Origin of the sequence: Streptomyces sp. NPDC091416, assembly GCF_044756845.1 — a bacterium.
Taxonomy (GTDB): Bacteria; Actinomycetota; Actinomycetes; order Streptomycetales; family Streptomycetaceae; genus Streptomyces.
In genome coordinates this window covers 265,028-289,822 of record NZ_JBIVTU010000011.1, presented here as the reverse complement: position 1 = coordinate 289,822, position 24,795 = coordinate 265,028, and the positions used below count along the sequence as shown (strand labels likewise).

20 protein-coding genes are annotated in these 24,795 nt (G+C 71.3%); 8 read left to right on the top strand and 12 right to left on the bottom strand.

Annotated elements, in window-relative coordinates; translation table 11 throughout:
- Positions 1–90 precede the first annotated feature (90 nt).
- From ACIQMX_RS30060 to ACIQMX_RS30050, 3 genes are all read right to left on the bottom strand, one after another.
- Complete coding sequence (locus tag ACIQMX_RS30060) at positions 91–1,536, bottom strand: aldehyde dehydrogenase family protein (RefSeq protein ID WP_402482738.1); 1,446 nt, start codon at positions 1,534–1,536, stop codon at positions 91–93.
- 131 nt (positions 1,537–1,667) lie between these two features.
- A complete protein-coding gene (locus ACIQMX_RS30055; RefSeq protein WP_402482735.1) occupies positions 1,668–3,236 on the bottom strand; it encodes a PucR family transcriptional regulator in 1,569 nt (522 codons plus the stop codon).
- A gap of 116 nt (positions 3,237–3,352) precedes the next feature.
- Positions 3,353–5,812 carry an ATP/GTP-binding protein gene (locus ACIQMX_RS30050; RefSeq protein WP_402482732.1) on the bottom strand — a complete coding sequence of 820 codons (2,460 nt, stop codon included), beginning with the start codon at positions 5,810–5,812 and terminating at the stop codon, positions 3,353–3,355.
- A gap of 300 nt (positions 5,813–6,112) precedes the next feature.
- Here ACIQMX_RS30050 and gabT point away from each other — a divergent pair, with 300 nt between their 5' ends.
- Both gabT and ACIQMX_RS30040 read left to right on the top strand, forming a co-directional pair.
- Positions 6,113–7,453: a 4-aminobutyrate--2-oxoglutarate transaminase gene (gene gabT / locus ACIQMX_RS30045; protein WP_402482729.1), complete on the top strand. Its 1,341-nt coding sequence runs from the start codon at positions 6,113–6,115 to the stop codon at positions 7,451–7,453.
- 149 nt (positions 7,454–7,602) lie between these two features.
- Positions 7,603–8,421, top strand: coding sequence for a phosphatase PAP2 family protein (locus ACIQMX_RS30040; protein WP_402482727.1), 819 nt, complete (start codon positions 7,603–7,605; stop codon positions 8,419–8,421).
- On the opposite strand, the gene ACIQMX_RS30035 is transcribed toward ACIQMX_RS30040, so the two are convergent.
- From ACIQMX_RS30035 to ACIQMX_RS30000, 8 genes are all read right to left on the bottom strand, one after another.
- Positions 8,372–10,201, bottom strand: coding sequence for a glycoside hydrolase family 18 protein (locus ACIQMX_RS30035; RefSeq protein ID WP_363071836.1), 1,830 nt, complete (start codon positions 10,199–10,201; stop codon positions 8,372–8,374). The genes ACIQMX_RS30040 and ACIQMX_RS30035 overlap by 50 nt on opposite strands.
- 64 nt (positions 10,202–10,265) lie before the next feature.
- Positions 10,266–10,739 carry a hypothetical protein gene (locus ACIQMX_RS30030; protein WP_402482723.1) on the bottom strand — a complete coding sequence of 158 codons (474 nt, stop codon included), beginning with the start codon at positions 10,737–10,739 and terminating at the stop codon, positions 10,266–10,268.
- 278 nt (positions 10,740–11,017) lie between these two features.
- Positions 11,018–12,433, bottom strand: coding sequence for an NAD(P)/FAD-dependent oxidoreductase (locus ACIQMX_RS30025; protein ID WP_402482720.1), 1,416 nt, complete (start codon positions 12,431–12,433; stop codon positions 11,018–11,020).
- Between the two features lie 23 nt (positions 12,434–12,456).
- On the bottom strand, positions 12,457–13,257 hold the full coding sequence (locus ACIQMX_RS30020; RefSeq protein ID WP_363071842.1) for an ABC transporter permease: 801 nt from the start codon (positions 13,255–13,257) through the stop codon (positions 12,457–12,459).
- Positions 13,257–14,183 (bottom strand): ABC transporter permease, encoded by a 927-nt coding sequence (locus ACIQMX_RS30015; protein WP_363071844.1) that lies wholly within the window; start codon positions 14,181–14,183, stop codon positions 13,257–13,259. Before ACIQMX_RS30015 ends, ACIQMX_RS30020 begins: the two co-directional genes overlap by 1 nt.
- Positions 14,180–15,328: an ABC transporter ATP-binding protein gene (locus ACIQMX_RS30010; protein ID WP_363071846.1), complete on the bottom strand. Its 1,149-nt coding sequence runs from the start codon at positions 15,326–15,328 to the stop codon at positions 14,180–14,182. The genes ACIQMX_RS30015 and ACIQMX_RS30010 overlap by 4 nt, the downstream gene beginning before the upstream one ends.
- A gap of 60 nt (positions 15,329–15,388) precedes the next feature.
- The gene (locus ACIQMX_RS30005; RefSeq protein WP_363071848.1) at positions 15,389–16,639 is read right to left on the bottom strand and encodes a spermidine/putrescine ABC transporter substrate-binding protein; all 1,251 of its coding nucleotides are present in this window, start codon (positions 16,637–16,639) and stop codon (positions 15,389–15,391) included.
- 49 nt (positions 16,640–16,688) lie between these two features.
- A complete protein-coding gene (locus ACIQMX_RS30000; RefSeq protein WP_402482714.1) occupies positions 16,689–18,203 on the bottom strand; it encodes a gamma-aminobutyraldehyde dehydrogenase in 1,515 nt (504 codons plus the stop codon).
- A 206-nt stretch (positions 18,204–18,409) separates the two neighbouring features.
- On the opposite strand from ACIQMX_RS30000, the gene ACIQMX_RS29995 reads away from it, so the two are divergent.
- Positions 18,410–18,988 carry an NADAR family protein gene (locus ACIQMX_RS29995; RefSeq protein WP_402482711.1) on the top strand — a complete coding sequence of 193 codons (579 nt, stop codon included), beginning with the start codon at positions 18,410–18,412 and terminating at the stop codon, positions 18,986–18,988.
- Positions 18,989–19,138: 150 nt separating this feature from the next.
- Here the strand turns inward: ACIQMX_RS29995 and ACIQMX_RS29990 are convergent, their stop codons facing one another.
- On the bottom strand, positions 19,139–19,912 hold the full coding sequence (locus ACIQMX_RS29990; RefSeq protein WP_402482708.1) for a DUF4190 domain-containing protein: 774 nt from the start codon (positions 19,910–19,912) through the stop codon (positions 19,139–19,141).
- A gap of 120 nt (positions 19,913–20,032) precedes the next feature.
- On the opposite strand from ACIQMX_RS29990, the gene ACIQMX_RS29985 reads away from it, so the two are divergent.
- From ACIQMX_RS29985 to ACIQMX_RS29965, 5 genes are all read left to right on the top strand, one after another.
- Positions 20,033–21,067 (top strand): adenosine deaminase, encoded by a 1,035-nt coding sequence (locus ACIQMX_RS29985; protein ID WP_363071856.1) that lies wholly within the window; start codon positions 20,033–20,035, stop codon positions 21,065–21,067.
- Positions 21,068–21,253: 186 nt separating this feature from the next.
- A complete protein-coding gene (locus tag ACIQMX_RS29980; RefSeq protein WP_402482705.1) occupies positions 21,254–21,976 on the top strand; it encodes a glycerophosphodiester phosphodiesterase in 723 nt (240 codons plus the stop codon).
- A 64-nt stretch (positions 21,977–22,040) separates the two neighbouring features.
- A complete protein-coding gene (locus ACIQMX_RS29975; protein ID WP_402482702.1) occupies positions 22,041–22,847 on the top strand; it encodes an SAM-dependent methyltransferase in 807 nt (268 codons plus the stop codon).
- Positions 22,847–24,046, top strand: coding sequence for a sensor histidine kinase (locus ACIQMX_RS29970; protein ID WP_402482699.1), 1,200 nt, complete (start codon positions 22,847–22,849; stop codon positions 24,044–24,046). Before ACIQMX_RS29975 ends, ACIQMX_RS29970 begins: the two co-directional genes overlap by 1 nt.
- Positions 24,043–24,771: a response regulator gene (locus ACIQMX_RS29965; RefSeq protein WP_402482696.1), complete on the top strand. Its 729-nt coding sequence runs from the start codon at positions 24,043–24,045 to the stop codon at positions 24,769–24,771. Before ACIQMX_RS29970 ends, ACIQMX_RS29965 begins: the two co-directional genes overlap by 4 nt.
- Positions 24,772–24,795: the final 24 nt, after the last annotated feature.

Here is a 24,795-nt window from a genome sequence, read left to right as displayed (position 1 = left end):
CTCCACTGCCCGCTACGGCGTGCGGCATGCCGGAACGGCTGGAGCCCCCCGCACAGTGGGGCCCCAGCCGTCGTTCCGCCGCCCGTGGAGTTACAGGGCGAGGCCGGTGAGGACCAGGACGCGCTCGTAGGTGTAGTCGTCCATCGCGTAACGGACGCCCTCGCGGCCGACGCCGGACTGCTTGGCACCGCCGTACGGCATCTGGTCGGCGCGGTACGAGGGCACGTCGCCGATGATCACGCCGCCGACCTCCAGCGCGCGGTGGGCGCGGAAGGCGGTCTGCAGGTCATGGGTGAACACGCCTGCCTGGAGCCCGTACTGGGAGGAGTTGACGGAGGCGAACGCCTCGGCCTCGCCGTCCACCTTCTGGACCGAGAGGACCGGTCCGAAGACCTCCTCGTGGGAGAGGGTGACACCGTCGGGGAGCTCGGCGAGTACGGTCGGCGCGTACGTCGCCCCGTCGCGCTTGCCGCCGGCGAGCAGCCGGGCGCCGGCCTCGACGGCCTCGTCGACCCAGGACTCGACGCGCTTGGCGGCGTTCTCGTCGACGAGCGGGCCGACGTCGGTGGCGGCGTCGGACGGGTCGCCGGTGACCTGGGCCTCGACGGCCGCGACGATCTTCGGCACGAGCCGGTCGTAGACGGCGGCGTCCGCGATGACGCGCTGCACCGAGATGCAGGACTGGCCGCCCTGGTAGTTGGAGAAGGTCGCGATCCGGGTCGCGGCCCAGTCCAGGTCCGCCTCGGAGGCGTAGTCGCCGAGGACGACCGCGGCACCGTTGCCGCCGAGCTCCAGGGTGCAGTGCTTGCGCGGCACCGAGTCCATGATCGCGTAGCCGACCGGGGCGGACCCGGTGAACGAGATCACGGGGAGGCGCTCGTCCTGGACGAGGGCGGGCATGCGGTCGTTGGGGACCGTCAGCACCGACCAGGAACCGGCGGGCAGGTCGGTCTCGGCCAGCAGCTCACCCAGGATCAGCGAGGAGATCGGGGTGGCCGGGGCGGGCTTCAGGATGATCGGGGCGCCGACGGCGATGGCCGGGGCGACCTTGTGGGCGCTCAGGTTCAGCGGGAAGTTGAACGGGGCGATGCCGAGGACCGTGCCGCGCGGGAAGCGGCGGGTCAGGCCGAGCCGGCCGGTGCCGCCGGCGTCGGTGTCCAGGCGCTGGGCGTCACCGCTGTTGAACCGGCGGGCCTCCTCGGAGGCGAAACGGAACACGGAGACGGCGCGGCCGACCTCGCCGCGCGCCCACTTGATCGGCTTCCCGTTCTCGGCGGAGATCACCTGGGCGATCTCCTCGGTGCGCTCCGTCAGGCGCCGGGCCACGTGGTCGAGTGCGGCGGCGCGGACGTGGGCCGGGGTCGCGGCGAACTCGTCGCGTACGGCGTGTGCGGCGGCGACGGCCTCCTCCACCTGGGCCTCGGTGGGCACGCTGACGGTGCCGACGAGTCGCCCGTCCCAGGAGTTGGTGACGTCGAAGCTTTCCTCGCCGGTGGCCTCGCGGCCGGCCAGCCAGAAGGCGTGGGTGGAGGTCATGGAGGTTCCGGCCCTTCGATGTCGTGGGTGTTCCGTCCCCACCGTAGGGCCGCCATGTCCGCCTGGCGTTTGTCCGGCGTGGAGCACAGGCGGGGTGCGTTGCGCCGGTTTGTCGCAGGCGGAAGATGGGTTTACGACGCCGTGGGAGGGTTCGCGACCTTGAGGGCGAGCCACAGCTCCATCCGGACGTCCGCGTCGTCCAGCGAACGGCCGAGGATCTCCTCCACCCGGCGCATGCGGTAGCGCAGGGTGTGCCGGTGCACGCCCAGGTCCGCCGCGGCCGCGTCCCACTGGCCGTGGTGCGCGAGCCAGGCCCGCAGGGAGGCCACGAGGTCGCCGCGGCCCTTGGCGTCGTGCTCGTACAGGGCGCGGAGCATGCCGTCGGCGAAGGCCCTGACCGCGTCGTCCGCGAGCAGCGGCAGTACGGAACCGGCGGCCAGTTCCTCGTGCTCGACCAGCGCCCTGCCCCGGCGGCGGGCGACCGAGAGGGACTGCTCGGCCTGCTTGTACGCGGCGGACACCGCGATGGGCCCCGCGGGGGCGGAGAGCCCGACGACCACCTCCGCGTCCGGTGCCGCCGGATCGCGCGGGGCGGCGGCCTCCTGCGCCTCGGCGTACGCGGCGCAGGCGGCCACCGCGGCGCCTCCGTCGGCGGCCAGCACGACGAGGCGTTCGCCCTCGGGCACCATCAGCAGCGTTTCGCCGGAGCGGGCGGCGGCGGTCTCCATGGCCTCGCTGAGTGGTGCCGTGGTCGACGGTTCGGCGGCCTCGGCGATGAGCAGCCGGAACGGCGCGTCGAGCAGCCCGCCGTACAGATCCCCGGCGACGCCGCGCGCGTGGTCGGGCTGGCCGGCCAGGAGCATGCGCAGCACCGCGGCGCCGAGCCGCTGTTCGGCGCCCTGGAGCGAGCGGGAGCGGGCCGTGGTGAGGGTGAGGAGGGCGACCGCCGAGTGCACCGCGTAGCGCTCCGCGGTACCGAGCGCCGCCCCGGTTCCCACGGCCAGTGCGCCGCGTACCCGCCGGCCGGTGCCCAGGGACTGGAGCTCGACGCGGTCGTCGGTGTCGCCCACGACGACACTGGCCGGCGCCGGGCGTTCCCGCAGGCGCTCCACGTCGGGGGTGAGCCGGGCGGCTCGGCGGGCCGCCCAGTCGGGCGCCGCGGCCACGACGGCGCCGGAGGCGTCGTACAGCGCGGCCCAGCCGTCGACGTGCGCGGCGAGACGGATCAGGAGTTCGGCGGGGCCGTCCCCCGCGAGAGCCGCCCTGGTCAGTTCCCGCTGCGCCTCGAAGCCCGCGGTGACGGCCCGGTACTGGTCGGCGGCGATCTCGGAGGACACGGCCTTGGCGATGGCGAGGAACGGGGTCCGGCGCGGCACTTCGAGCAGGGGCAGCCCGGCTTCCTCGGCGGCGTGGACCAGCGCCTGCGGTACGTCGTCGTAGGTGACCCCGACGGCGAAGCCGAGCCCGACCACCCCGGCCCCGGCCAGCCGTCGCACGTACCGCCGCATGACATCCGGGTTCTCCGCGTCGAGGTTGGTCGCGGTGACCAGGAGCAGCTCGCCGCCCTCCATGTAGGGGACGGGGTCGGCGAGCTCACTCGCGTGAGCCCACCGCACGGGCGCGTCGAGCCGGTCCGCCCCCGCACGCACCGTGAGTTTGAGCGCCGAGTGCTGGACGAGCGAGGCGAGTGTGGGCGGCATGGGATCGGGGGACCTTTGGGAGGGGGCGATTTCGCCGTCCCGTATGAACGGCTCGGAGCGATTCTGCCAGGGTGGCAGAGTCCCCGTCACCGTCGCCCACACCCTTGCAGCCTCCGTCAGCCGCCGAGCCGCACCAGGAGCGGGGGCGCGTGTTCGCCGTCGACCGTGGTGAGGGAGAGCACCGCGTGACCGACGGGCAACTCGTACGCGAGTCCGGAGGCGGACCACCGTTCCCGTTCGACCTGGCGCACGGTCACCGCGTCCGTGGTGACGGCCTTGCCGGTGGCCATCTTCCGCAGGGCGTGCAGGGCGCGGGTGAGCGGCTGGTCGGCGAAGACGCCGTGCTGGGCGACCTCGCGGACCTCGACCCATTCCTTGCCCCAGGTCTCGGCGAAGCGTTTGCCGTCCCAGGTCGTGACGCCGGGGAAGGCCATGGTGCAGCCGACCGCGCCGAGCAGTGGCGTGTGCAGGTCCTCGGGCACGTCGTCCAGGGTGCGCAGGGCGAGGACCGCCCCGGCGTTGACGGAGCGCAGCCGGCGGATGCCCCGGACGGTTTCGGCGGTGACGGTGTGGGTCGCGTCGTCCAGGACCAGGCAGACGAAGAGGGAACGGTCGGCGCGGGCCGCGGTGATCGCGTTGAACTGGGCGAGGATCAGACGGGCCAGCAGCCGGGACGCCTCGGCATGGGCGCGCTCCGGCAGGTCGACGCGTACCCGCAGCGGATGCTGTTCCAGGGAGCGCAGGGAGAACGGACGGGCGTCCGGTCCGGTGGCGAAGAACCCGGCGAAGGCCGGCCGGTCGAGCACGGCGATCCGGTCGGCGAGTACGGCCGCCGGGTCTCCGGCACCGCCCGCCTGGCGCTGCCGCGCGTCGAGCTCGCGCAGCATCGCGTGGTGTCCGGCCGCCTCCAGTGCCTGCCGCAGGCCGGTCAGTGCGGTGGCGGAGCCTTCGAGGAGTTCACGGAGTTCGGGTACGGCGGGGAACGTGCCGTGAACGGCACGGTACGGGCCGAGCAGCTGGCCGAGCGCGGTCGCCGCGCGCCGGGTGTCCGGGGCGGGGAGGTCGCCGGCCAGGCCCTCCGCGAGAGCGGCCGCCGCCTCGTCGGGGTCGGTCGTGCCGCCGTACAGGTCGAAGTCGTGCAGGGACGCGGGGTCGCCGATCCTGACGACGACGTCGTAGGCCCCGTCCGGGCCGAGCCGGTCGCCGCTCCCGCCGACGGCGAGCACCGCCGCCTGTCCGGTGAGTGCCCGCAGGGCGAGGGATTCGACGACGGGCCGCACCACCCGTTCCGTCTTCCCCGAGCCGGGCGGTCCGACGACCAGCAGCGAGGTGCCCAGGGATGCGGGTTCCAGCGCCATGCCCGAGCCGCGGCGGGCGTACGGGTTGCGCGGGTCGTCGGCGCAGGCGCCGATCCGGACCTGGCCGGTGAGCGGGTCGTGCACGGCGGTCCGCCGGGGCAGGTCCCGGCGGCCGGAGGGATGCAGAAAGGCCTCGGCGCCCTTGCGCAGCACGGTGTCGGTGAAGGAGGCCCGCCGGTCGGGACGGTTCCGGGCGGCTCTCCAGGCGTGGCGCAGCCGTACGCAGTCGATGTCGTTCATCCGGTCGGCGTGGACGGCTGCGGTGAGGGCCTCCGCGGCGTCCGTGCTGCCCGCGGCCCTCAGTTCGGGCCAGTGGGCGAGGTCCTCCCCGGCCTGCACCGGAGCGGTCCGGGGCTGCTGCGGGCCGGGTACGCCGCGTCCGCGGAGAGGGGCGAGCCCCGCCTGCCACTGGCCGATCCTGGCGAAGGGCCACACGATCGCGGTGCCGATCAGGGCGTAGGCGATGAGCGAGACGAGGAGCGCCGCGTACTGGTTGCCGCCGCCCTGCATCCAGCTGGTCGGAACCGCGGGCAGGATGATGTCGGCGAGCGGTACCCGCCGGGTCCAGACCAGCCATACGGTCACCACCGCGCCGGACACCGAGAGCAGCAGCCTGGCCCGGCCCAGCCGGGGACCCGCGAAGTAGCGGAAGACATGGGCCCAGCCGCCGATCCGGGCGGCCCAGAAGCCCAGGCCGAGGACCAGGACCTGGTAGTAGAGGGTGGTGGAGTTGACCACCAGCGCCGGCGCGTCCTCCCTGAGACCGCCGAAGGACCACCATTCGGGACCGGTGATGATCTCGATCGGCTTGGAGACGTACGGGACGGCGCGCTCGGTGAGCAGCAGCCAGAGCAGGAGCCACAGGACCAACGTCGCCAGCGGGCCCACCAGGGAGGGGCGGGGCGGGCGCTCGTCGGGCCGTGGCACGTGGGCGTACCGCCACACCCCCGGCTCGGTCCTGGGGCGTGGCGCGTTCAGCCATTCGGCCGTGTCCGACCGCGCCCCGGCCGGCCGGGTCCGGCCGGGAGCGGTCGCGGGCCGGTTCGGGACGGCGGGCGGCACGGCGGGCGGCACGGAGGGCGGCGGGACCGTCGGGGGGAACACGGGCGGGGCGGCGGGCGGCGGGCCGGCCGGATGCGGCACGGAGCTCGCGGGTCGGCCGTCGGGCGGCTGCGCGCCCCGCGTGCCCCGGGTGCCGTGCGTGCCTTCGTTGTCCATGAACCGTTGCCCCCTGACCAGCCTGGTCCGACCGCTGCACCGGCCAATCTAGTGCGCGCACACGGTGAGTTCAGCAACGCGCCCGGATAGTGACGGGTCCGGGGGGCGGCCGCGTCCCGTACGTCGCTCGCGCCTCCCGCTGTCCGTGACGGACAGAACCGCACACGCCCCCGCCTCTCCTTCTGTCCGTCACGGACAAGGACACGCGCCCCACCACTCCCGATCGGAGCATGCCGCAGCCCCGCCCCCACCCCTAGCCTGCAGAAAGAGAAGCGTCCGAAACACCCCCAGGAGCCCCGCATGACCGCAATTCCGCAGGAGCGCCGCGTCGTCACTGCCATTCCCGGCCCGAAGTCCGTGGAGCTGCAGGCCCGCCGGCTCGCGACGGTCGCCGCAGGTGTGGGCTCCACCCTGCCGGTGTTCACCGCCCGCGCGGGCGGCGGAATCATCGAGGACGTGGACGGCAACCGTCTGATCGACTTCGGTTCCGGCATCGCCGTGACCTCGGTCGGCGCCTCCGCCGAGGCCGTCGTGCGCCGGGCCTCCGCCCAGCTCGCCGACTTCACCCACACCTGTTTCATGGTCACGCCGTACGAGGGGTACGTCGAGGTCTGCGAGCAGCTCGCCGAGGTCACCCCCGGCGACCACGCGAAGAAGTCCGCCCTGTTCAACTCCGGCGCCGAGGCCGTCGAGAACGCGGTGAAGATCGCCCGTGCCTACACCAAGCGCACCGCGGTCGTCGTCTTCGACCACGGCTACCACGGCCGGACCAACCTCACGATGGCGCTGACGGCGAAGAACATGCCGTACAAGCACGGCTTCGGTCCGTTCGCGCCCGAGGTCTACCGCGTCCCGGTGGCGTACGGCTACCGCTGGCCGACCGGTGCCGAGAACGCCGGCGCGGAGGCGTCCGCCCAGGCGATCGACCAGATCACCAAGCAGATCGGCGCGGAGAACGTCGCGGCGATCATCATCGAGCCGGTCCTCGGCGAGGGCGGCTTCATCGAGCCGGCGAAGGGCTTCCTGCCGGCGATCTCGCAGTTCGCCAAGGACAACGGCATCGTCTTCGTCGCCGACGAGATCCAGTCCGGCTTCTGCCGTACCGGCCAGTGGTTCGCCTGCGAGGACGAGGGCATCGTCCCGGACCTGATCACGACCGCCAAGGGCATCGCGGGCGGCCTCCCGCTCTCCGCCGTGACGGGCCGCGCCGAGATCATGGACGCCGCGCACGCCGGCGGCCTCGGCGGCACCTACGGCGGTAACCCGGTCGCCTGCGCCGGTGCGCTCGGCGCGATCGAGACGATGCGCGAGCTGGACCTGAACGGGAAGGCGAAGCGCATCGAGGAGGTCATGAAGGGCCGGCTCGCCGAGATGCAGTCGAAGCTGCCGAACGGTGACCTCATCGGTGACATCCGCGGCCGCGGCGCGATGATCGCGATCGAGCTGGTGAAGGCGGGCACGAAGGACCCGAACCCGGAGGCCGCAGCCCGGCTCGCGAAGGCCTGCCACGCCGAGGGCGTGCTGGTCCTGACCTGTGGCACGTACGGCAACGTCCTGCGCTTCCTGCCGCCGCTGGTGATCGGCGAGGACCTGCTGAACGAGGGCCTGGACGTCCTGGAGCAGGCGTTCGCGGGAGTCTGATCCGCCGGATGCCCGGTGGCGGCGCGCGCCGTTTTCTCCTCGGATGCCCGGCGCCCGCGTGAGGGCCTGTGAAGAAGGTGTGCGGGGGCGATGGCGGGATACCGTTCACGCTGTCGGTCCCCCTGTCGCCTGACGTACGGTTTCCGCAGATGAGAGAAACACCCCGCCCGCAGGGGACTGCGGGCGATGCCGGGCCGGAGCTCCCCCAGCGCCGTCCTGGTTGTGCCTTCGCGCACACCACTGGAGCCTCCGGCTCCGGAACTCCTCACCGATCGGATGGCCGCCCGCCCCACACCCCCCGGGGCGCGCGGCAAACCGATCCCACCGTCCGGCCCGGAACAACCCCCCCTGTCCCGGGCCGGACGGCCCTTTTCCTCTCGGTGGTGTCGGGCCTGTCGGCCCTGTTCGCACTCACCACCTGGCAGATCGTGGCCGACGGCCCGCTGCGCCGCCTGGACGAGCGCGCCGGCCGGGCCCTCGTCGGGCACGGACCCGAGCGGCTCACCGAACTCCTCGCCGACCTCGGCAACATGCAGGTCGCGCTCCCGGTGCTCGGCTGCGCGATCCTGTGGACCCTGGTGCGCGGGGAGCGGCGTGCGCCGCTCGCCGCAGCTCTGGCCATGGCGGCGGTGCCGCTGCTCGTGGTCCCGCTCAAGGACTGGATCGCCCGCCCGGGGCCGCTGACCGATGCCACCGGCTACTACCCCTCGGGCCACGCCGCGACGGCCGCCGTGGCGTACGGCGCCACGGCCCTGCTGCTCGCCCCGTACGTGCGGCACGCATGGATGATGCCCGTCGCCGCCGTCCTGATGACGGTGGCGACGGGCATCGGTCTGGTGCTCCGCGGCTACCACTGGCCTCTCGACGTGGCCGGAAGCTGGTGGCTGTGCGGGGTACTGCTGGTGGCGCTGCGGGTGCTCAGCCGCCGAAGTAGGCGTCGAAGTTCTTCGAGAACTCCCAGTTGTTGAAGCGGTCCCAGTTGACGGACCACGTCATCAGCCCGCGCAGCCCCGACCAGGTGCCGTGGGTGGCGTACGAGCCGCAGTCGGTCTTCTTCGTCAGGCAGTTCAGCGCCTTGGTGACCTCGGCGGGCGAGGTGTGTCCATTGCCCGCCTGCGTGGAGGCCGGCAGGCCGATCGCGACCTGGTCGGGACGGAGCCCGGGGAAGATCTTGCTCTGGTCGCCCGCCACCGGGAAGCCGGTCAGCAGCATGTCGGTCATCGCGATGTGGAAGTCGGCGCCGCCCATGGAGTGGTACTGGTTGTCCAGACCCATGATGGAGCCCGAGTTGTAGTCCTGGACGTGCAGCAGCGTGAGGTCGTCGCGCAGCGCGTGGATCACCGGCAGATAGGCCCCGGCGCGCGGGTCCTGGCCGCCCCACGGCCCGGAGCCGTAGTACTGGTAGCCGAGCTGCACGAAGAAGGTCTCGGGGGCCATGGTGAGGACGAACTTCTCGCCGTACTTGGCCTTGAGCGACTTCACCGCGGAGATCAGGTTGACGACGACGGGCGTGGTGGGGCTGCGGAAGTCGGTGTCGCCGGTGTTCAGCGAGAGGGAGTGGCCCTCGAAGTCGATGTCCAGGCCGTCGAGACCGTACTCGTCGATGATCTTGCTGACCGACGAGACGAAGGTGTCACGGGCGGCGGTGGTGGCGAGCTGCACCTGGCCGTTCTGGCCGCCGATGGAGATCAGCACCTTCTTGCCCGCCGCCTGCTTGGCCTTGATGGCCGCCTTGAACTCGGCCACGGACTCGACGTTCGGGCACTCGGTGACCGGGCAGAGTGAGAAGCGGATGTCGCCCGAGGTGACGGAGGTCGGCTCGCCGAAGGCCAGGTCGATGACGTCCCAGGAGTCGGGTACGTCGGCCATGCGGGTGTACCCGGAGCCGTTGGCGAAGCTGGAGTGCAGATAGCCGACGAGCGCGTGCGCCGGCAGGTCGGAGCCACCGCCGCCTCCGCCGCCGCCCGCGGTCGTGGTCGCGGAGACAGCGGCGGACTTCGCGGACTCGCCCGCCTCGTTGGTGGCGGTGACCTGGAAGCTGTACGCGGTCGAGGCGGTCAGGCCCGTCACGGTCGCCGAGGTGCCGGTGGCGGAGAGGACCAGCGCACCGCCCCGGTAGACGTTGTAGCCGGTGGCGCCCGTGGCGGCGGTCCAGGACAGCGGGACCGAGGACGAGGTGGGTGTGCCGGCCTTGAGGCCCGCCGGGACCGCCGGGAGCACGACCGGGGCGCCGCCGGGACCCACGAGGGTGAGGTCGTCGGCGTAGTAGGCGGGGGTGCCGTACCAGCCGTGCGTGTACACGGTGACGGAGGTGGTCGAGGCGCCGGTCCTGAAGGTGGTGGTCAACTGCTTCCAGGCACCTGCGGACTGCGTCCAGGTCGACACGTCGGTGGTGCCGGTGCCCGCCGCGCCCAGGTAGACGTAGCTGCCCTGCACCCAGGCACTCAGCGTGTACGTGGAGTCGGGCTTGACCGTCACGGTCTGGGAGCACTTGGCGTTGTCGCTGCCGGCCGGGGTCGCCTTCAGCGCGGAGGTGCCTCCGTGTACGGGCGTGCTGACGACGGCTCCGCTGCCGCCCGTACAGTTCCAGCCGGTCAGACCGGCCTCGAAAGTACCGTTGCGGGCCACATCGGCGTCGGCCGCCGCGGCGCTCGGCGCCGTCGCGGCCAGGCCGCCGACGGCCAGGAGGGCGGCCGAGAAGGCCGCCAGAAGTCCGGTCATGCGGGCGGGGGGTCCCGTGCGTTCCACAACGGCCTCCGTGCAGGGGGGAATTGAGTGGTGGCGCACAACATGGTCCAGACCAATCAGGTTGTCAAGACCTCTGGCACCCGCCCTGCCCGTCTCGCCGTGCCGCCACGGCCTCGTGCATCGCCAGTTCCAGCAGCGTGGCGTCGGTGAGCGTGCCGGATCCGTCCGGCGGAATCAGCCAGCGCACCTTGCCGACGACGGCCCGCCCCGGGTGGGGCACGACGATCCAGGTCCCCCGGCCCGCGCCCCGCACCCCCGTGCCCACCCAGCGGGCGGCCGTGCCCGGCGGCACGAAGAAGCCCATGCGGGCATCGCCGAAGCCGGCGAGGACCGGCCCCGGCCGGTCGATGAGCCGGGTGAGCACGTCGAGCGTCGGGTGGCCCAGCTCCCCCGGAAGAATCAGCACGTCCCAGCGCCGGCCGGCGGGCAGGAGCACGATCCCTCGCGGATCGCGCTCCCATTCCCACCGGCAGGCGCCGGGATCCGGTGCCACCGATGCGAGCCACTCGACTGCTGCCCCGACCCCCGCGCCCGTCATGACCGGCCTCCGTTCCGTGTGGCACCGGCAGGAGGCGCCGGTGCGTTCACCCGTTGAGAGAGCGGTCGGGCCGATTCATGACGCGGGTTCGGCTACTCATCGGTAGTGATCTGGGTCACCCCGGAACGGTGCGGACGACAGCTGCCGGATCCGGGGCCCACGCAGCCCGTGGCCAGCTGTCGGAACCGAGGCCCGCACGGCCCGTGGGCCAGGCGTCGGAACGGGCCCCCGCAGCCCGTGGGCCGGCCATCGGAGCCGAGGCCCACACACGCCATGGGTCAGCTGTCGAAACCGAGGCCCATCCGGTCCATCGTCCGCAGCCACAGGTTGCGGTGGCCACCGTTGTCGTCGGCCCTGGCCAGCGACCGCTTCGTCAGCTCGATCCCGGCCCAGGCGAGGGGCTCCGGCGGGAACGGCATCGGCTTCGACCGCACCATCTCCAGGGCGGTCCGCTCGGTGGGGCGTCCCGCGAGGAGGTCGAGCATGACGTCGGCGCCGAAGCGGGTGGCCCCGACGCCGAGCCCGGTGAATCCGGCGGCATAGGCGACCCGGCCCTGATGGGCCGTACCGAAGAAGGCCGAGAACCGGGAACACGTGTCGATCGCGCCGCCCCAGGCATGGCTGAAGCGCACGCCCGCCAATTGCGGGAAACACTCGAAGAACTGTCCGGCGAGTTTCAGGAACGTCTCGGGCCGCTGGTCGAGTTCGGCGCTGAGCCGGCCCCCGTACGGATAGATCGCGTCGTATCCGCCCCACAGGATCCGGTTGTCCGCGGAAAGCCGGAAGTAGTGGAACTGGTTGGCGCTGTCCCCGAGCCCCTGCCGGTTCTTCCAGCCGATGGAGGCGAGCTGGTCCTCGGTCAGCGGCTCGGTCATCAGTGCGTAGTCGTAGACCGGGACGGTGTACGGGCGGACCCGCTTCACGAGGGAGGGGAAGATGTTCGTCCCCAGCGCGACCCGGCGGGCGAGGACCTTTCCGTACGGCGTGCGGACCGCCATTCCGGTTCCGGTTCTGGCCAGTTCCAGCCCGCGGGTGTGCTCGTAGATCCGCACACCGAGGTCGAGGCAGGCCTGCTTCAGGCCCCAGACCAGTTTCGCCGGGTGCAGCATCGCGACGCCGCTCCGGTCCCAGAGGCCGCCCAGGAAGGTCGGTGAGTCGACTTCGGCGCGCAGCGCGTCCCGGTCGAGGAACTCGGACCCGCCGAAGCCGTGCCGTTCGGCCTCCTGGTGCCATTCCCGCAGCTCTTCGAGCTGATGGGGCTGGGTGGCGACGTCGATCTCGCCGGTGCGCTCGAACTCGCAGTCGATGGAGTAGCGGGCCACGGCCGCCTCGATGGCGTCGAGGTTGCGTGCGCCCAGCTCCTCCAGCTTCTTGATCTCGCCGGGCCAGCGCTCCAGTCCGTTGGGCAGGCCGTGGGTGAGGGAGGCGGCGCAGAACCCGCCGTTGCGTCCCGAGGCGGCCCAGCCCGTCTCGTGGCCCTCGATCAGGACGACATCGCGTTCCGGTTCGCGCTCCTTGGCGAGCAGCGCGGTCCACAGTCCGCTGTAGCCGCCGCCGATGACGAGCAGATCGCAGTGCTCGTCACCGGTGAGGGCGGGAAGTGCGCCGGGCCTGCCGGGGTCGTCCAGCCAGAACGACACCGGCTTCGCGTCGGCGAGTGATTGTGCGGCAGTACGCATGGCAGCTGGGGCCATGGTTTCCAACTCCTTCGAGACTTTCAGGGTCGTGCTTTTTTGCGCCGGTTCGCGATCAGCTGACCGGCGAGAACCACCAGTACCGCAATGACGAACATCGCGGTGCCGATGACGTTGATCTGTACGGGTGTGCCGCGCTGTGCCGAGCCCCAGACGAACATGGGGAAGGTGACGGTGGAACCCGCGTTGAAATTGGTGATGATGAAATCGTCGAAGGAGAGCGCGAAGGCGAGCAGCGCTCCCGCGGCGATTCCGGGGGCGGCGATCGGCAGGGTCACCCGCACGAAGGTCTGTACCGGTCCCGCGTACAGATCCCGGGCCGCCTCCTCCAGCCTCGGGTCCATCGACATGACGCGCGCCTTGACGGCCGTCACGACGAAGCTGAGGCAGAACATGATGTGGGCGATGAGGATCGTCCAGAAGCCCAGTTGCGCACCCATGTTGAGGAACAGCGTGAGCAGGGACGCGGCCATGACGACCTCGGGCATCGCCATCGGCAGGAAGATCAGCGAATTGACCGCGCCGCGCGCCCGGAAGCGGTAGCGGACCAGGGCGAACGCGATCATCGTGCCGAGCGCGGTCGCGCCGACCGTCGCCCAGACGGCGATCTGGAGCGAGAGCGAGAGCGAGCCGCACATGTCGGCGACGCCGCAGGGATCCTTCCAGGCGTCGGTCGAGAAGCGCTGCCAGGAGTAGTTGAAGCGCCCGTTGGGCTTGTTGAAGGAGAACACCATCACGACGATGTTCGGCAGGATCATGTAGGCGAGGGTCAGCAGACCCGCGATGACGATCAGATGGCGTCGCAGCCAGCGCAGTACGGGCATCAGACCAGGTCCTCCGTCCCGGAGCGGCGGATGTAGAAGGTGACCGCGATCAGGACGACCGCCATGAGGATGAAGGAGAGCGCGGCCGCCGTCGGATAGTCGAGGACGCGCAGGAACTGGGTCTGGATGACGCTGCCGACCATCTTGGTGTCGGTGGAGCCCAGCAGTTCCGCGTTGACGTAGTCGCCGCTGGCCGGGATGAAGGTCAGCAGCGTCCCGGAGACGACACCCGGCATCGAGAGCGGGAAGGTCACCTTGCGGAAGGTGGTGGCGGGCGTGGCGTACAGGTCCCCGGCGGCCTCGTGCAGCCGGCCGTCGATCCGCTCCAGCGAGGTGTAGAGCGGCAGGATCATGAACGGCAGGAAGTTGTACGTGAGACCGCAGACCACCGCCATCGGCGTGGCCAGGACACGGTTGTTCTCGGTCCAGCCGAGCCAGCTGGTGACGTCCAGGACGTGCAGCGTGTTCAGTACGTCGACGACCGCGCCGCCGTCCGCGAGGATCGTCTTCCAGGCGAGCGTACGGATCAGGAAGCTGGTGAAGAACGGTGCGATGACCAGCACCAGGACCAGGTTCCGCCAGCGGCCGGCCTTGAACGCGATGAGGTAGGCGAGCGGGTAGCCGAGCAGCAGGCACAGGATCGTGGCGGTGCCCGCGTACAGCAGGGACCGGACGAACTGCGGGTAGTAGTCGGCCAGCGCGTCCCAGTACGTCTGGAAGTGCCAGGTGACCTCGTACCCCTGCTCCAGGGATCCGGTCTGTACGGAGGTCGAGGCCTGGTAGACGAGCGGCAGCGCGAAGAAGACGACGAGCCACAGGATTCCGGGAAGCAGCAGCCAGTACGGCACGAGGCGCTTGCGGGTGGAGGGCTTGCGCAGGACCGGCTCGGCGGCGGGGGCCGGTGGCGCCTCCTTGGTGAGGCTCACGCCGCGTCCTCCACCGTCTCCACGCCGGCGTCGATGTCCTGGGCGGCGTCGAGACCGAAGGTGTGGTCCGGGTTCCAGTGCAGGACGACCTCGGCCCCGGCGGTGAGCCGCGCGCGCCTCTCGACGTTCTGCTCGTAGACCTGGAGGGACTTGCCCGCCGGGCTCTCCACCACGTACTGCGTGGAGACGCCGATGAAGCTGGAGTCGATGATGCGGCCCGTGACCCGGTTGCGGCCCTCGGCTATCTCGTCCGCGTCGTCGCGGTGGGTGAGCGATATCTTCTCCGGGCGGATGCCGAGGAGCAGCCGGCCGCCGTTCGCGGTCGGCGCCGGACAGCGGTCGGCGGGCAGCCGCAGCTTGCCGCCACCGGCCGCTACGACGATGTCCGTGCCGGTGGAGACGACCTCGCCCTCGATGAGGTTCGAGGTGCCGAGGAAGTTGGCGACGAAGGTGGTCCGCGGGTTCTCGTAGAGGTCCGCCGGGTCGCCGAGCTGCTCGACCCGGCCCGCGTTCATCACCGCGACGGTGTCGGCCATGGTCATGGCCTCCTCCTGGTCGTGGGTGACGTGGATGAACGTGATGCCGACCTCGGTCTGGATCCGCTTGAGTTCGAGCTGCATCTGGCGGCGCAGCTTGAGGTCGAGGGCGCCCAGCGGTTCGTCGAGGAGCAGCACCTGCGGGTGGTTGATCAGGGCGCGGGCGACGGCGACGCGCTGTTGCTGGCCGCCGGAGAGCTGGTGGGGCCTGCGCCTGGCGAAGTCGCCGAGCTGGACGAGCTCCAGCATGTCGTCGACCTGCTTCTTGACCGACTTGATGCCGCGCCGGCGCAGTCCGAAGGCGACGTTCTCCGTGATGTCGAGGTGCGGGAACAGCGCGTAGCTCTGGAAGACGGTGTTCACGGGCCGCTTGTACGGGGGGAGGCCGGTGATGTCCCGTCCGCCGAGGGTGACGGTGCCGGTGGTGGCCTCCTCCAGGCCCGCGATCATCCGCAGGGTGGTGGTCTTGCCGCAGCCGGACGCGCCGAGCAGCGCGAAGAAGGAGCCCTGCGGGACGGTCAGATCGAGCGGTTGGACGGCGGCGAAGGAGCCGTACGTCTTGCTGATCCCGGTGAGGCGGACGTCGCCGCCTGTCTGCTGCTGTGTCATGGATCGCAGTCCCAGTGGTGTCAGAGGGAGATCAGGGGAGGGAGGGCGTGGCGTGGTCGGTCAGGCGCCGATGAGCTTGGCGAACTTCTCCTCGTACGCCGTCTCTTCCTCGGAGGTCAGGGAGCGGAAGGCGTGCGACCTGGCGGCCATCGCCTTGTCCGGGAGGATCAGCGTGTTGGCGGCCATCGCCTTGTCGATCCTGGCGAGTTCCTCGCGGACCCCGTCGACCGGGCAGACGTAGTTGATGTACGCGGCGAGCTGGGCGGCGACCGGGGGCTCGTAGTAGTAGTCCATGAGCTTCTCGGCGTTGGTCTTGTGCCGGGCCTTGGCCGGGACCAGCATGTTGTCGCTGGAGGTGATGTATCCGGCGGCCGGGATGGCGAACTTGATGTCCGGGTTGCCGGCCTGGAGCTGGATGATGTCGCCGGCCCAGGCGACGCAGGCGGCGATGTCGCCCTTGTCGAGGTCGGCGGTGTAGTCGTTGCCGGTGAAGCGGCGTATCTGGTTCTTGTCGACGCCCTTCTGCATCCGGCCTATCGCGGCGTCGTAGTCGGCGTCGGTGAACTTCCCCGGGTCCTTGCCCATGTCCAGCAGGGTCATCCCGACGGAGTCGCGCATCTCGGAGAGGAACGCGACCCGGCCCTTGAGGGTGGGGTCGTCGAGCAGCTGCGTCACGGAGTCGACCTTGCGGCCGCCGGTCGCCTTGGAGTTGTACGCGATGACGGTCGGGATGCCGGTCCAGGGGTAGGAGTAGGCGCGGCCCGGGTCCCAGTCGGGGGTGCGGAACTGGGGCGAGAGGTTGGCGAACGCGTGCGGGAGGTTCACCGGGTCGAGCTTCTGGGCCCAGCCGAGCCGGATGATGCGGGCAGCGAGCCAGTCGGTGACGATGATCAGGTCGCGGCCGGTGTCCTGGCCGGCCGCGAGCTGCGGTTTGATCTTCCCGAAGAACTCGACGTTGTCGTTGATGTCCTCGGTGTACTTCACCTTGATCCCGGTGCGTTCGGTGAACGCGTCCAGGGTGGGCCGGTGCTTCTCGTCCTCGCTGACGTCCATGTACTCGGTCCAGTTGGAGAAGTTGACCTGTTTCTCCTTGGCCGAGTGGTCGTCCGAGACGGCAGCCGCGTCGCCCTCGCGTCCGGCGGGCGGGATCCCGCACGCGCTCAGCGTCCCCAGACCGCCGATGGCGAGGGCGCCCATGCCGGAGGCGCGCAGCAGCGATCGGCGGGTGAGGGCTCCCCTGCCGCTGGTCAGACTCCGGCGCATCGCGGCCAGCTGGACCGCCGTGAGTCGCTCGGGCTCGTACTGCTCCATACGCGTTGCCCTTTCGGGTGGGTATGCGGCCGGACCGGGCCGGACGGTTCTATCGGTCCCCGAAGATCGTGCGGTGCCAGTCCTTCCGGGCGACCGCGGTGTTGTCGTACATGACGTGCTTGACCTGCGTGTACTCCTCGAAGGAGTACGACGACATGTCCTTGCCGAAACCGCTGGCCTTGTATCCGCCGTGCGGCATCTCGCTGATGATCGGAATGTGGTCGTTGATCCACACGCAGCCCGCCTTGATCTCGCGGGTGGCGCGATTGGCCCGGTACAGGTCGCGGGTCCATGCGGAGGCCGCGAGTCCGTAAGGGGTGTCGTTGGCGAGCTCGATGCCCTCGTCGTCGGTGTCGAAAGGCAGCACGACCAGGACCGGGCCGAAGATCTCGGCCTGGACGATCTCGCTGTCCTGGGCGGCTCCGGCGACCAGCGTCGGCCGGTAGTAGGCACCCTGCGCCAGTTCGCCGCCGGGGGCCTCGCCGCCGGTGACGACGGTGGCGTAACCGCGGGCGCGCTCGACGAAACCGGCGACCCGGTCGCGCTGGGCGTGGCTGATCAGCGGGCCGAGGTCGGTCTTCGGGTCGAACGGGTCACCGAGGCGGACCGTCTCCATCAGCGCGGCGACGTCCTGGACGAAGGCGTCGTAGAGCGGGCGCTGGACGTAGGCACGGGTGGCCGCCGTGCAGTCCTGGCCGGTGTTGATGAGGGATCCGGCGACGGCCCCGTTGACCGCTGCCTCCAGGTCGGCGTCGTCGAAGACGACGAAGGGGGCCTTGCCTCCGAGTTCGAGGTGGAGGCGCTTGACGGTGGAGGTGGCGATCTCCGCGACGCGCTTGCCGACGGCGGTGGAGCCGGTGAAGGAGGTCATCACGACGTCCGGGTGGCCGACGAGGTGTTCGCCCGCGTCCTTTCCGGCGCCGGTGACGATATTGATCACGCCGTCCGGAATGCCCGCCTCGGTGGCCGCCTGCGCGAACATCAGCGAGGTCAGCGGGGTGATCTCGGCGGGCTTGAGCACGATGGTGTTGCCCGCGGCGATGGCCGGGAGGACCTTCCAGGCGGCCATCTGGAGCGGGTAGTTCCAGGGGGCGATGGAGCCGATGACGCCGATCGCCTCACGCCGTACGTACGAGGTGTGGTCGCCGTCGTACTCGGCGGCCGACTTCCCTTCCAGATGGCGGGCCGCGCCGGCGAAGAAGGAGGTGTTGTCGACCGTGCCCGGGACGTCGAACCCGCTGGACAGCTTGACCGGCTTGCCGCACTGGAGGGACTCGGCGTACGCGAAGTCGTCCGCCTGCTCGGCGAGGACGGCGGCGAAGCGGTGCATGGCCTCGGACCGCTCGGCCGGTGTGGCTCCGGACCAGCCGGGGAATGCCTCGCGTGCCGCGGCGACGGCCGCGTCCACGTCGGCGGTTCCGGCCAGCTCGTAGGTGTAGACGGTGTCGCCGGTGGCCGGGTTCACCACCGCCTGGCTGCGTCCCGATGTGCCGGACCGCAGCCTTCCGCCGATGTACTGCGCGCCGTCCTCGAAACGGTCCTGCACCTGGAAGCTGTTGCCCATCACGCTCTCCTCCGCCACTTCCCCGCAGACCGGGGGCGGCGTAGCTTCTGCTCGATTTGAGTGCCGATCCTGGCAGAGGTGACCGAGCCCAACAAGTGATTCCGTTGTTGCCTTTTGGTTACGCGACGGAATCTGTCGACCATGTGTCGTGTCGGTGCGGACTTCCGCGTACGGAGTGTCAGTGGCGGATGCCAGACTCGCGTGTCATGGAACACATCGGGGATGTCCGGGATGTCGGCGGGCTCGTATCGCGGGCCGCCGAGGGCGACAGGGTGAAGTACCTGCTCTTCTGGGGGCACCGGCCGCGTCCGGACGGCCGCATCGGTGCGAGCTGCCTCAGTCAGTGGTGGCCCTCGCCGTTCACGGTCGACGGGGTGACGTACGCGTCGGCCGAGCACTGGATGATGGCCGGCAAGGCGAGGCTGTTCGGTGACGCGGAGGCCGCGGAGCGGGCAGTGGCGGCGAAGAGCCCGGCCGAGGCGAAGAAGGTGGGCCGGCTGGTCCGCGATTTCGACGGGGCCGCGTGGGAGCGCGAGCGGTTCGCTCTGGTGGTCGCGGGCAGCGTCCACAAGTTCGGCCAGAACGCGGAGCTGGGCGGATTCCTGCTGGGTACGGGCGACCGGGTGCTCGTCGAGGCGAGCCCGATGGACCGGATCTGGGGCATCGGGCTCGCGGCGGACGACCCGCGCGCGGAGGACCCGGCGACGTGGCGGGGCCTGAATCTGCTGGGGTTCGCGCTGATGGAGGCGCGGGCCGCGCTGCGGGACGCCGCGGACGGCATATGAGAGGGGCCCGCGGGGGGGTGTGGGATGTGCTCCACACCCCCCGCGGGCCCCGTTTCCCGGCCGCTTGCCGGGTTACCGCCCGGGCCGGGGATGCCGCGCCCGCGACGGCGAAGGACGTCACCGCGCGACCGCGACAAGAGGGACGTCACGTCACCGCGCGTCCTCGATGACGAGCGAGGTCCCGTAGGTGTTGTCGTCGTTGTAGGTGGTGTCGTCGTCGAACTCATCCGCGTGCGTGGCGAAGAGCCAGATGAGGCCACCGATGATGATGACGCCGATGGCGATGCCGATGGACCCCAGGATGAGCCCGGCCAGCGCCTGGCCGGCGTTGTCCGCCTCCCCGCGCGAGGCCCGCTTGCGGCCGATGATGCCGAAGATCAGCGCGAGCGTGCCCAGGATGAGACTGGGGATGCCGTAGATGCAGAAGAGGCAGACGGCGAGGATCCCCAGCACCATCGACGCCGTACCCATGCCGTTGGAGGGGCCGGCGCCCCACGCCGGCTGGCCGCCGTAGCCCGGGTAGCCGCCGTACTGCGGGGCCGGCGGGACCGGGTAGCCGTACTGCGACTGCGGCGGAGCCGGGTAGCCGTACTGCCCCGCGGGCGGCGGGACAGCCTGACCGGGACCGTTCGGTCCGACCGGCGGGGGCGGCACCGTCCCCGGGTCCTGCCAGGGGCCGGCCGGCGGGCCCTGACCGGGCGGCGGGCCGAACCCGGCCGTGGGTATCGGACCGGTCCCGGAGTTCGGCATCGACGCGACCGTCTGCTGGTCGTGCACGGGCGGCGGGCCCGGGTTCCCGGTGCCCCCGTCCGTCTGCGGACGGGTGTCGCCGGCGTTCTTGGCCAACGGCACCTTGGTGTCCGGTGGAGCCCACGGATCGCGCGGCGCGGACCCGTCCGCGGGCCTTTCTGAGCTGTCTGACATGGGCCTCCCCCATCGTGATGCCGTCATGCTACGGGCCGCCCCGTCCTACGATGGCTCCCGTCCCCTGCCCGGTTCCCCGACGCACCGGCGCCCGCACCACCCCTGCCACCAGAGGATCCGATGACCGATCTGCACCCCTTCATCGCGGGGCTGCCCAAGGCCGAGCTCCATGTCCACCATGTCGGCTCGGCCTCGCCCCGCATCGTCGCCGAACTGGCCGCGCACCACCCCGACTCCAAGGTCCCCACCGCACCCGAGGCGCTGGCCGACTACTTCACCTTCACCGACTTCGGCCACTTCATCGAGGTGTACCTCTCGGTCGTGGACCTGATCCGCACCCCGGAGGACGTCCGGCTGCTGACGTTCGAGGTCGCCCGGGACATGGCGCGGCAGAACATCCGTTACGCGGAACTGACCGTCACCCCCTTCTCCTCCACCCGCCGCGGCATCCCCGAACAGGCCTTCATGGAGGCCATCGAGGACGCCCGCAAGGCCGCCGAGTCCGAGCTCGGGGTCGTCCTGCGCTGGTGCTTCGACATTCCGGGCGAGGCGGGGCTGGAGGCCGCCGAGGAGACCACCCGTCTCGCTGTGGACCTGCGGCCGGAGGGTCTCGTCTCCTTCGGTCTCGGCGGCCCGGAGATCGGCGTGGACCGCCCGCAGTTCAAGCCGTTCTTCGACCGGGCCATCGCCGAGGGCCTGCACTCCGTGCCGCACGCCGGGGAGACCACGGGACCGCAGACGGTCTGGGACGCGCTGACCTCGCTGCGGGCCGAGCGCATCGGCCACGGCACCAGTTCGGTCCGCGACCCGAAGCTGCTGGCCCATCTCGCCGAGCACCGCATCGCCCTGGAGGTGTGCCCCACCTCCAACATCGCGACCCGCGCGGTCACGGACATCGAGCAGCACCCGGTGAGGGAGATGGTCGAGGCCGGTGTCCTGGTCACCATCAACAGCGACGACCCGCCCATGTTCGGCACCGACCTGAACAGTGAGTACGGGGTGGCGGCCCGCCTCCTGGGCCTCGACGAACGGGGACTCGCGGCGCTCGCGAAGAACGCCGTCGAGGCGTCCTTCCTCGACGCGGCCGGCAAGCGCACGCTGTCCGCCGAGATCGACACGTACACGACGGACTGGCTGGAGCGCACCGGCCGGTGAGCCCCCGGGTCTTTCGTTTGGATCAGGCTGGATCAGGGAGCGGGGTCCGGTGCGTGCGGCTGCGAGGCGGCGGAGCCAGTCGCCGCGGAGCATGGGCGACCGACGGCAACGCGGCAGATGTGCGCACCGGGCCGCGCGAGCCCGGCATGATCCAAACGAGAGGCCCGACGTGGTGACAATGGACCCATGGCCATCCCTGTCGCTCCTGTCGCCTCCGTCACCGCTGTCGCACACCGCGGAGATCCCTACCGCGTGCGCGAGAACACCCTCCTCTCGATCCGCTCCGCGCTCGACCGGGGGGCGGACGCGGTCGAGATCGACGTCCGGGTCACCCGTGACGGCGTACCGGTCCTGCTGCACGACGCCACGCTGGAGCGGCTGTGGGGTCATGACGTGCGGCTGGACCGGCTCACGCACCAGGAGCTGACCGAGCTGACCGAGGGCGCGGTGCCCACCCTGCGCGAGGCGCTGCTCGTCGCCGGGGCGCACCGCGTCATGGTCGATCTGCCCGGGTCCACGGCCGATTCCGTACGGAGGACCGTCGGTGTGGTCCGTGAGTGCGGGGCCGGTGAGCGCGCCTACTACTGCGCCGGGCCCGAGACGATGCTGCGGGTGCGGGCCGCCGACCCGTCCGCCGAGATCGCGATGACCTGGACGACACTGGCCCCGCCCCGAGCGGCCCTGCTGGACGTGGTGCGGCCGCGCTGGCTGAACTACCGGTTCGGCCTGGTGAGCCGGGAACTGACGGACCGCAACCACCGTGACGGGCTGCTGGTTTCGGCGTGGACGGCGGACACCGGCCGCACGATGCGCCGGCTGATCCGGCTGGGCGTCGACTCGATCACCACCAACCGGATCGACGTCCTGCACAAGGTGATCCTCAACGCCACGACGGCTCAAGGATCTTGACCGGTCCGGCATCATGGACGGGACCTCATCGTCCCGATGCCAGGCCGGCGCCAAGGAGCCAGACGTGACCGCCCCCCGCAGCAGTTCCCTTCCCGCCCGCGTCCGTTCCGACGTCGCCCACAACGCCCGGGTATGGAACTACTGGCTGGGCGGCAGAGACCATTTCCCGGTGGACCGGACGGTCGGTGACCAGGTCACCGGCATGTATCCGAGCATCGGCGAAGTGGCCCGGGCCGACCGGGCGTTCCTCGGCCGGGCAGTGCGGTATCTGGCCGGTGACGCGGGCATCGGCCAGTTCCTGGACATAGGCACCGGCCTGCCGACGGCGGACAACACCCATGAGGTGGCCCAGCACACCGCGCCCGATGCCCGCGTCGTCTACGTCGACAACGACCCGATCGTCCTGGCGCACGCCCGCTCGCTGCTCACCAGTTCGCCGGAGGGCGCGACGGAGTACATCGAAGCGGACGCCCGGCACCCGGACCGGATCCTGCGGGCCGCGCAGCCCACTCTGGACCTGGGGTGCCCGGTCGCGGTCATGCTGCTGGGCATTCTGAACTTCGTGCCCGACACGGACGAGGCGTTGCGGATCGTCCGGCAGCTGATGTCCGCGGTGCCGTCCGGCAGCTACCTGGTCCTCACCCACCCCACGCTGGAGCTGGGCGGCGAGGGCAACGAGGCGGCGATGCGGTTCTGGAACGAGAACGCCACTCCCCCGATCACCGCCCGCGGCCGTTTCGAGTTCGCCGCGTTCCTGGACGGGCTGGACATCGTCGATCCGGGCATCGTCTCGTGCGCGCGCTGGCGTCCCGGTCCCGGCCCGGCAGGGGCGGAGGTCGCCCAGTTCGGCGCGGTGGCGCGGAAGCCCTGATGTCTCCGCGTGACCTGGCGGCGAGAGCGCGCGGGGCCGGCCCCCGCACCGTCGACCTCCTCATCGCTCTGCTGGTCCAGGCCGCCATGACCATGCCGTTCGTCGTGCCACGCGCGCCGGATCTGCCGGAGGCGACGTGGACGTCGTACGGGCTGACGACCCTGATGGTGCTGCCGCTGGTCGCCCGCCGCCGGGCGCCGGTCGCGGTCCTCCTCGCCGTGCTCGTGACCGGCGGACTGTACAGGTTCACCATCGACGGTCCGGGCCAGCCGCTCCCGTACACCGGCCTCGTGGCGTTCTACACGGTGGCCGAGCTCTCCTCCCCGCCGAAGCGGAGCGGGATCGCGGTGCTCACGGCGCTGGCGGTCCTGTTCTCGGTCGGGTTGGACAGCGACGCGCTGAGGGAGCTGCTCTTCTCCCTGTTCGTGTTCGCCGCCGCCTACGCCTTCGGCCGGCTCGCCGTGACACGCAAGGCGTATCTGCGGGCGGTGGAGGACCGGGCCCGTCAGCTGGAGCTGACGCACCTCATCGAGGCGGAACAGGCCGCGGCCCGCGAACGGGCCCGGATCGCCCGGGAGATGCACGACGTCCTGTCCCATGCGGTGAGCCTGATGATCGTGCAGGCCGAGGCCGGCCCGGTGGCCGTCCGTACGGCTCCGGAACGTGCCGAGGCCGCCTTCGACGCGATCTCGGAGACCGGCCGGGACGCGATGGTGCAGCTGCGCCGGATGCTCGGCGTGCTGCGTGACGGCGAGGATGAACCGGATGCGCCTCGCGAGCCCCAGCCCTTGCTGGACGGGGTACCCGGTCTGGTGGAGCGGGTGGGTACGGGCGGTCCCGAGGTCTCGTACGAGGTCACCGGTGACGGCCTGCCGCCCGGCCTGGCGGTCGAGGCCACCATCTACCGGATCGTGCAGGAAGCCCTGACGAACGTCGTCCGGCATGCGGAGGCGTCCTCGGTCCGGGTGCGGCTGGAGCACGGGCACGATGCGCTGACCGTGACGGTCACCGATGACGGACGCGGCCCCGGCGGTGGATCGGGGCTGGGGCTGACCGGCATCCGGGAGCGCGCCGCCGCGCACGGGGGTACGGCCCGCACCGGCCCCGGTCCGGGCGGGCGCGGCTTCCGGGTCGCGGTGACGATCCCGCGCGCCCGGCCGGAATCCGCGGCGGAACGACGGACAGGGGTGGTGCGGTGACGATCCGGGTGGTGGTCGCAGACGACCAGGAACTGGTGCGCAGCGGCTTCGCGATGATCCTGGACGCGCAACCGGACATCGAGGTAGTGGCCGAGGCGGCTGACGGCGCCGCGGCAGTCGAGGCCGTGCGGCGGCTGGCCCCCGAGGTGGCGCTGCTCGACATCCGGATGCCCGGCACGGACGGCATCGAGGCCTGCCGCGCCATCACGGCCGGGAGCGGTTGCCGGACGGTCATGCTGACCACGTTCGACTCGGACGAGTACGTCTACGAAGCTCTGCACGCGGGAGCGAGCGGCTTCCTGCTCAAGGACGTCCGCCGGGACGATCTGGTGCACGCGGTACGGGTGGTGGCGGCCGGGGACTCGCTGCTGGCGCCCTCGGTGGCCCGTCGGCTGATCGCCGAGTACACCTCGCGGCCGCCCGCCGTGGCCGTGGAACCGTCGCCGCGCCTGGACGTGCTGACCGGGCGCGAGCACGAGACCCTGCTCCACCTGGCGCGCGGGCTGTCGAACGCGGAGATCGCCGCCGCGCTGGTCGTCAGCGAGCACACGGTGAAGACGCATGTCGGCAACGTGCTGTCCAAACTGGGCCTGCGCGACCGGATCCAGGCGGTGATCTGCGCCTACGAATGCGGTGTCGTGACTCCCTCTGCGGAGGGAGGGCCCGCCGGCCCCTCCCCCGCACAGGGGAGGAAGCCTCCCCCGGGGAAACCCCCGCTCGGGTGATCCGCCCGGACGCGTGGATCAACA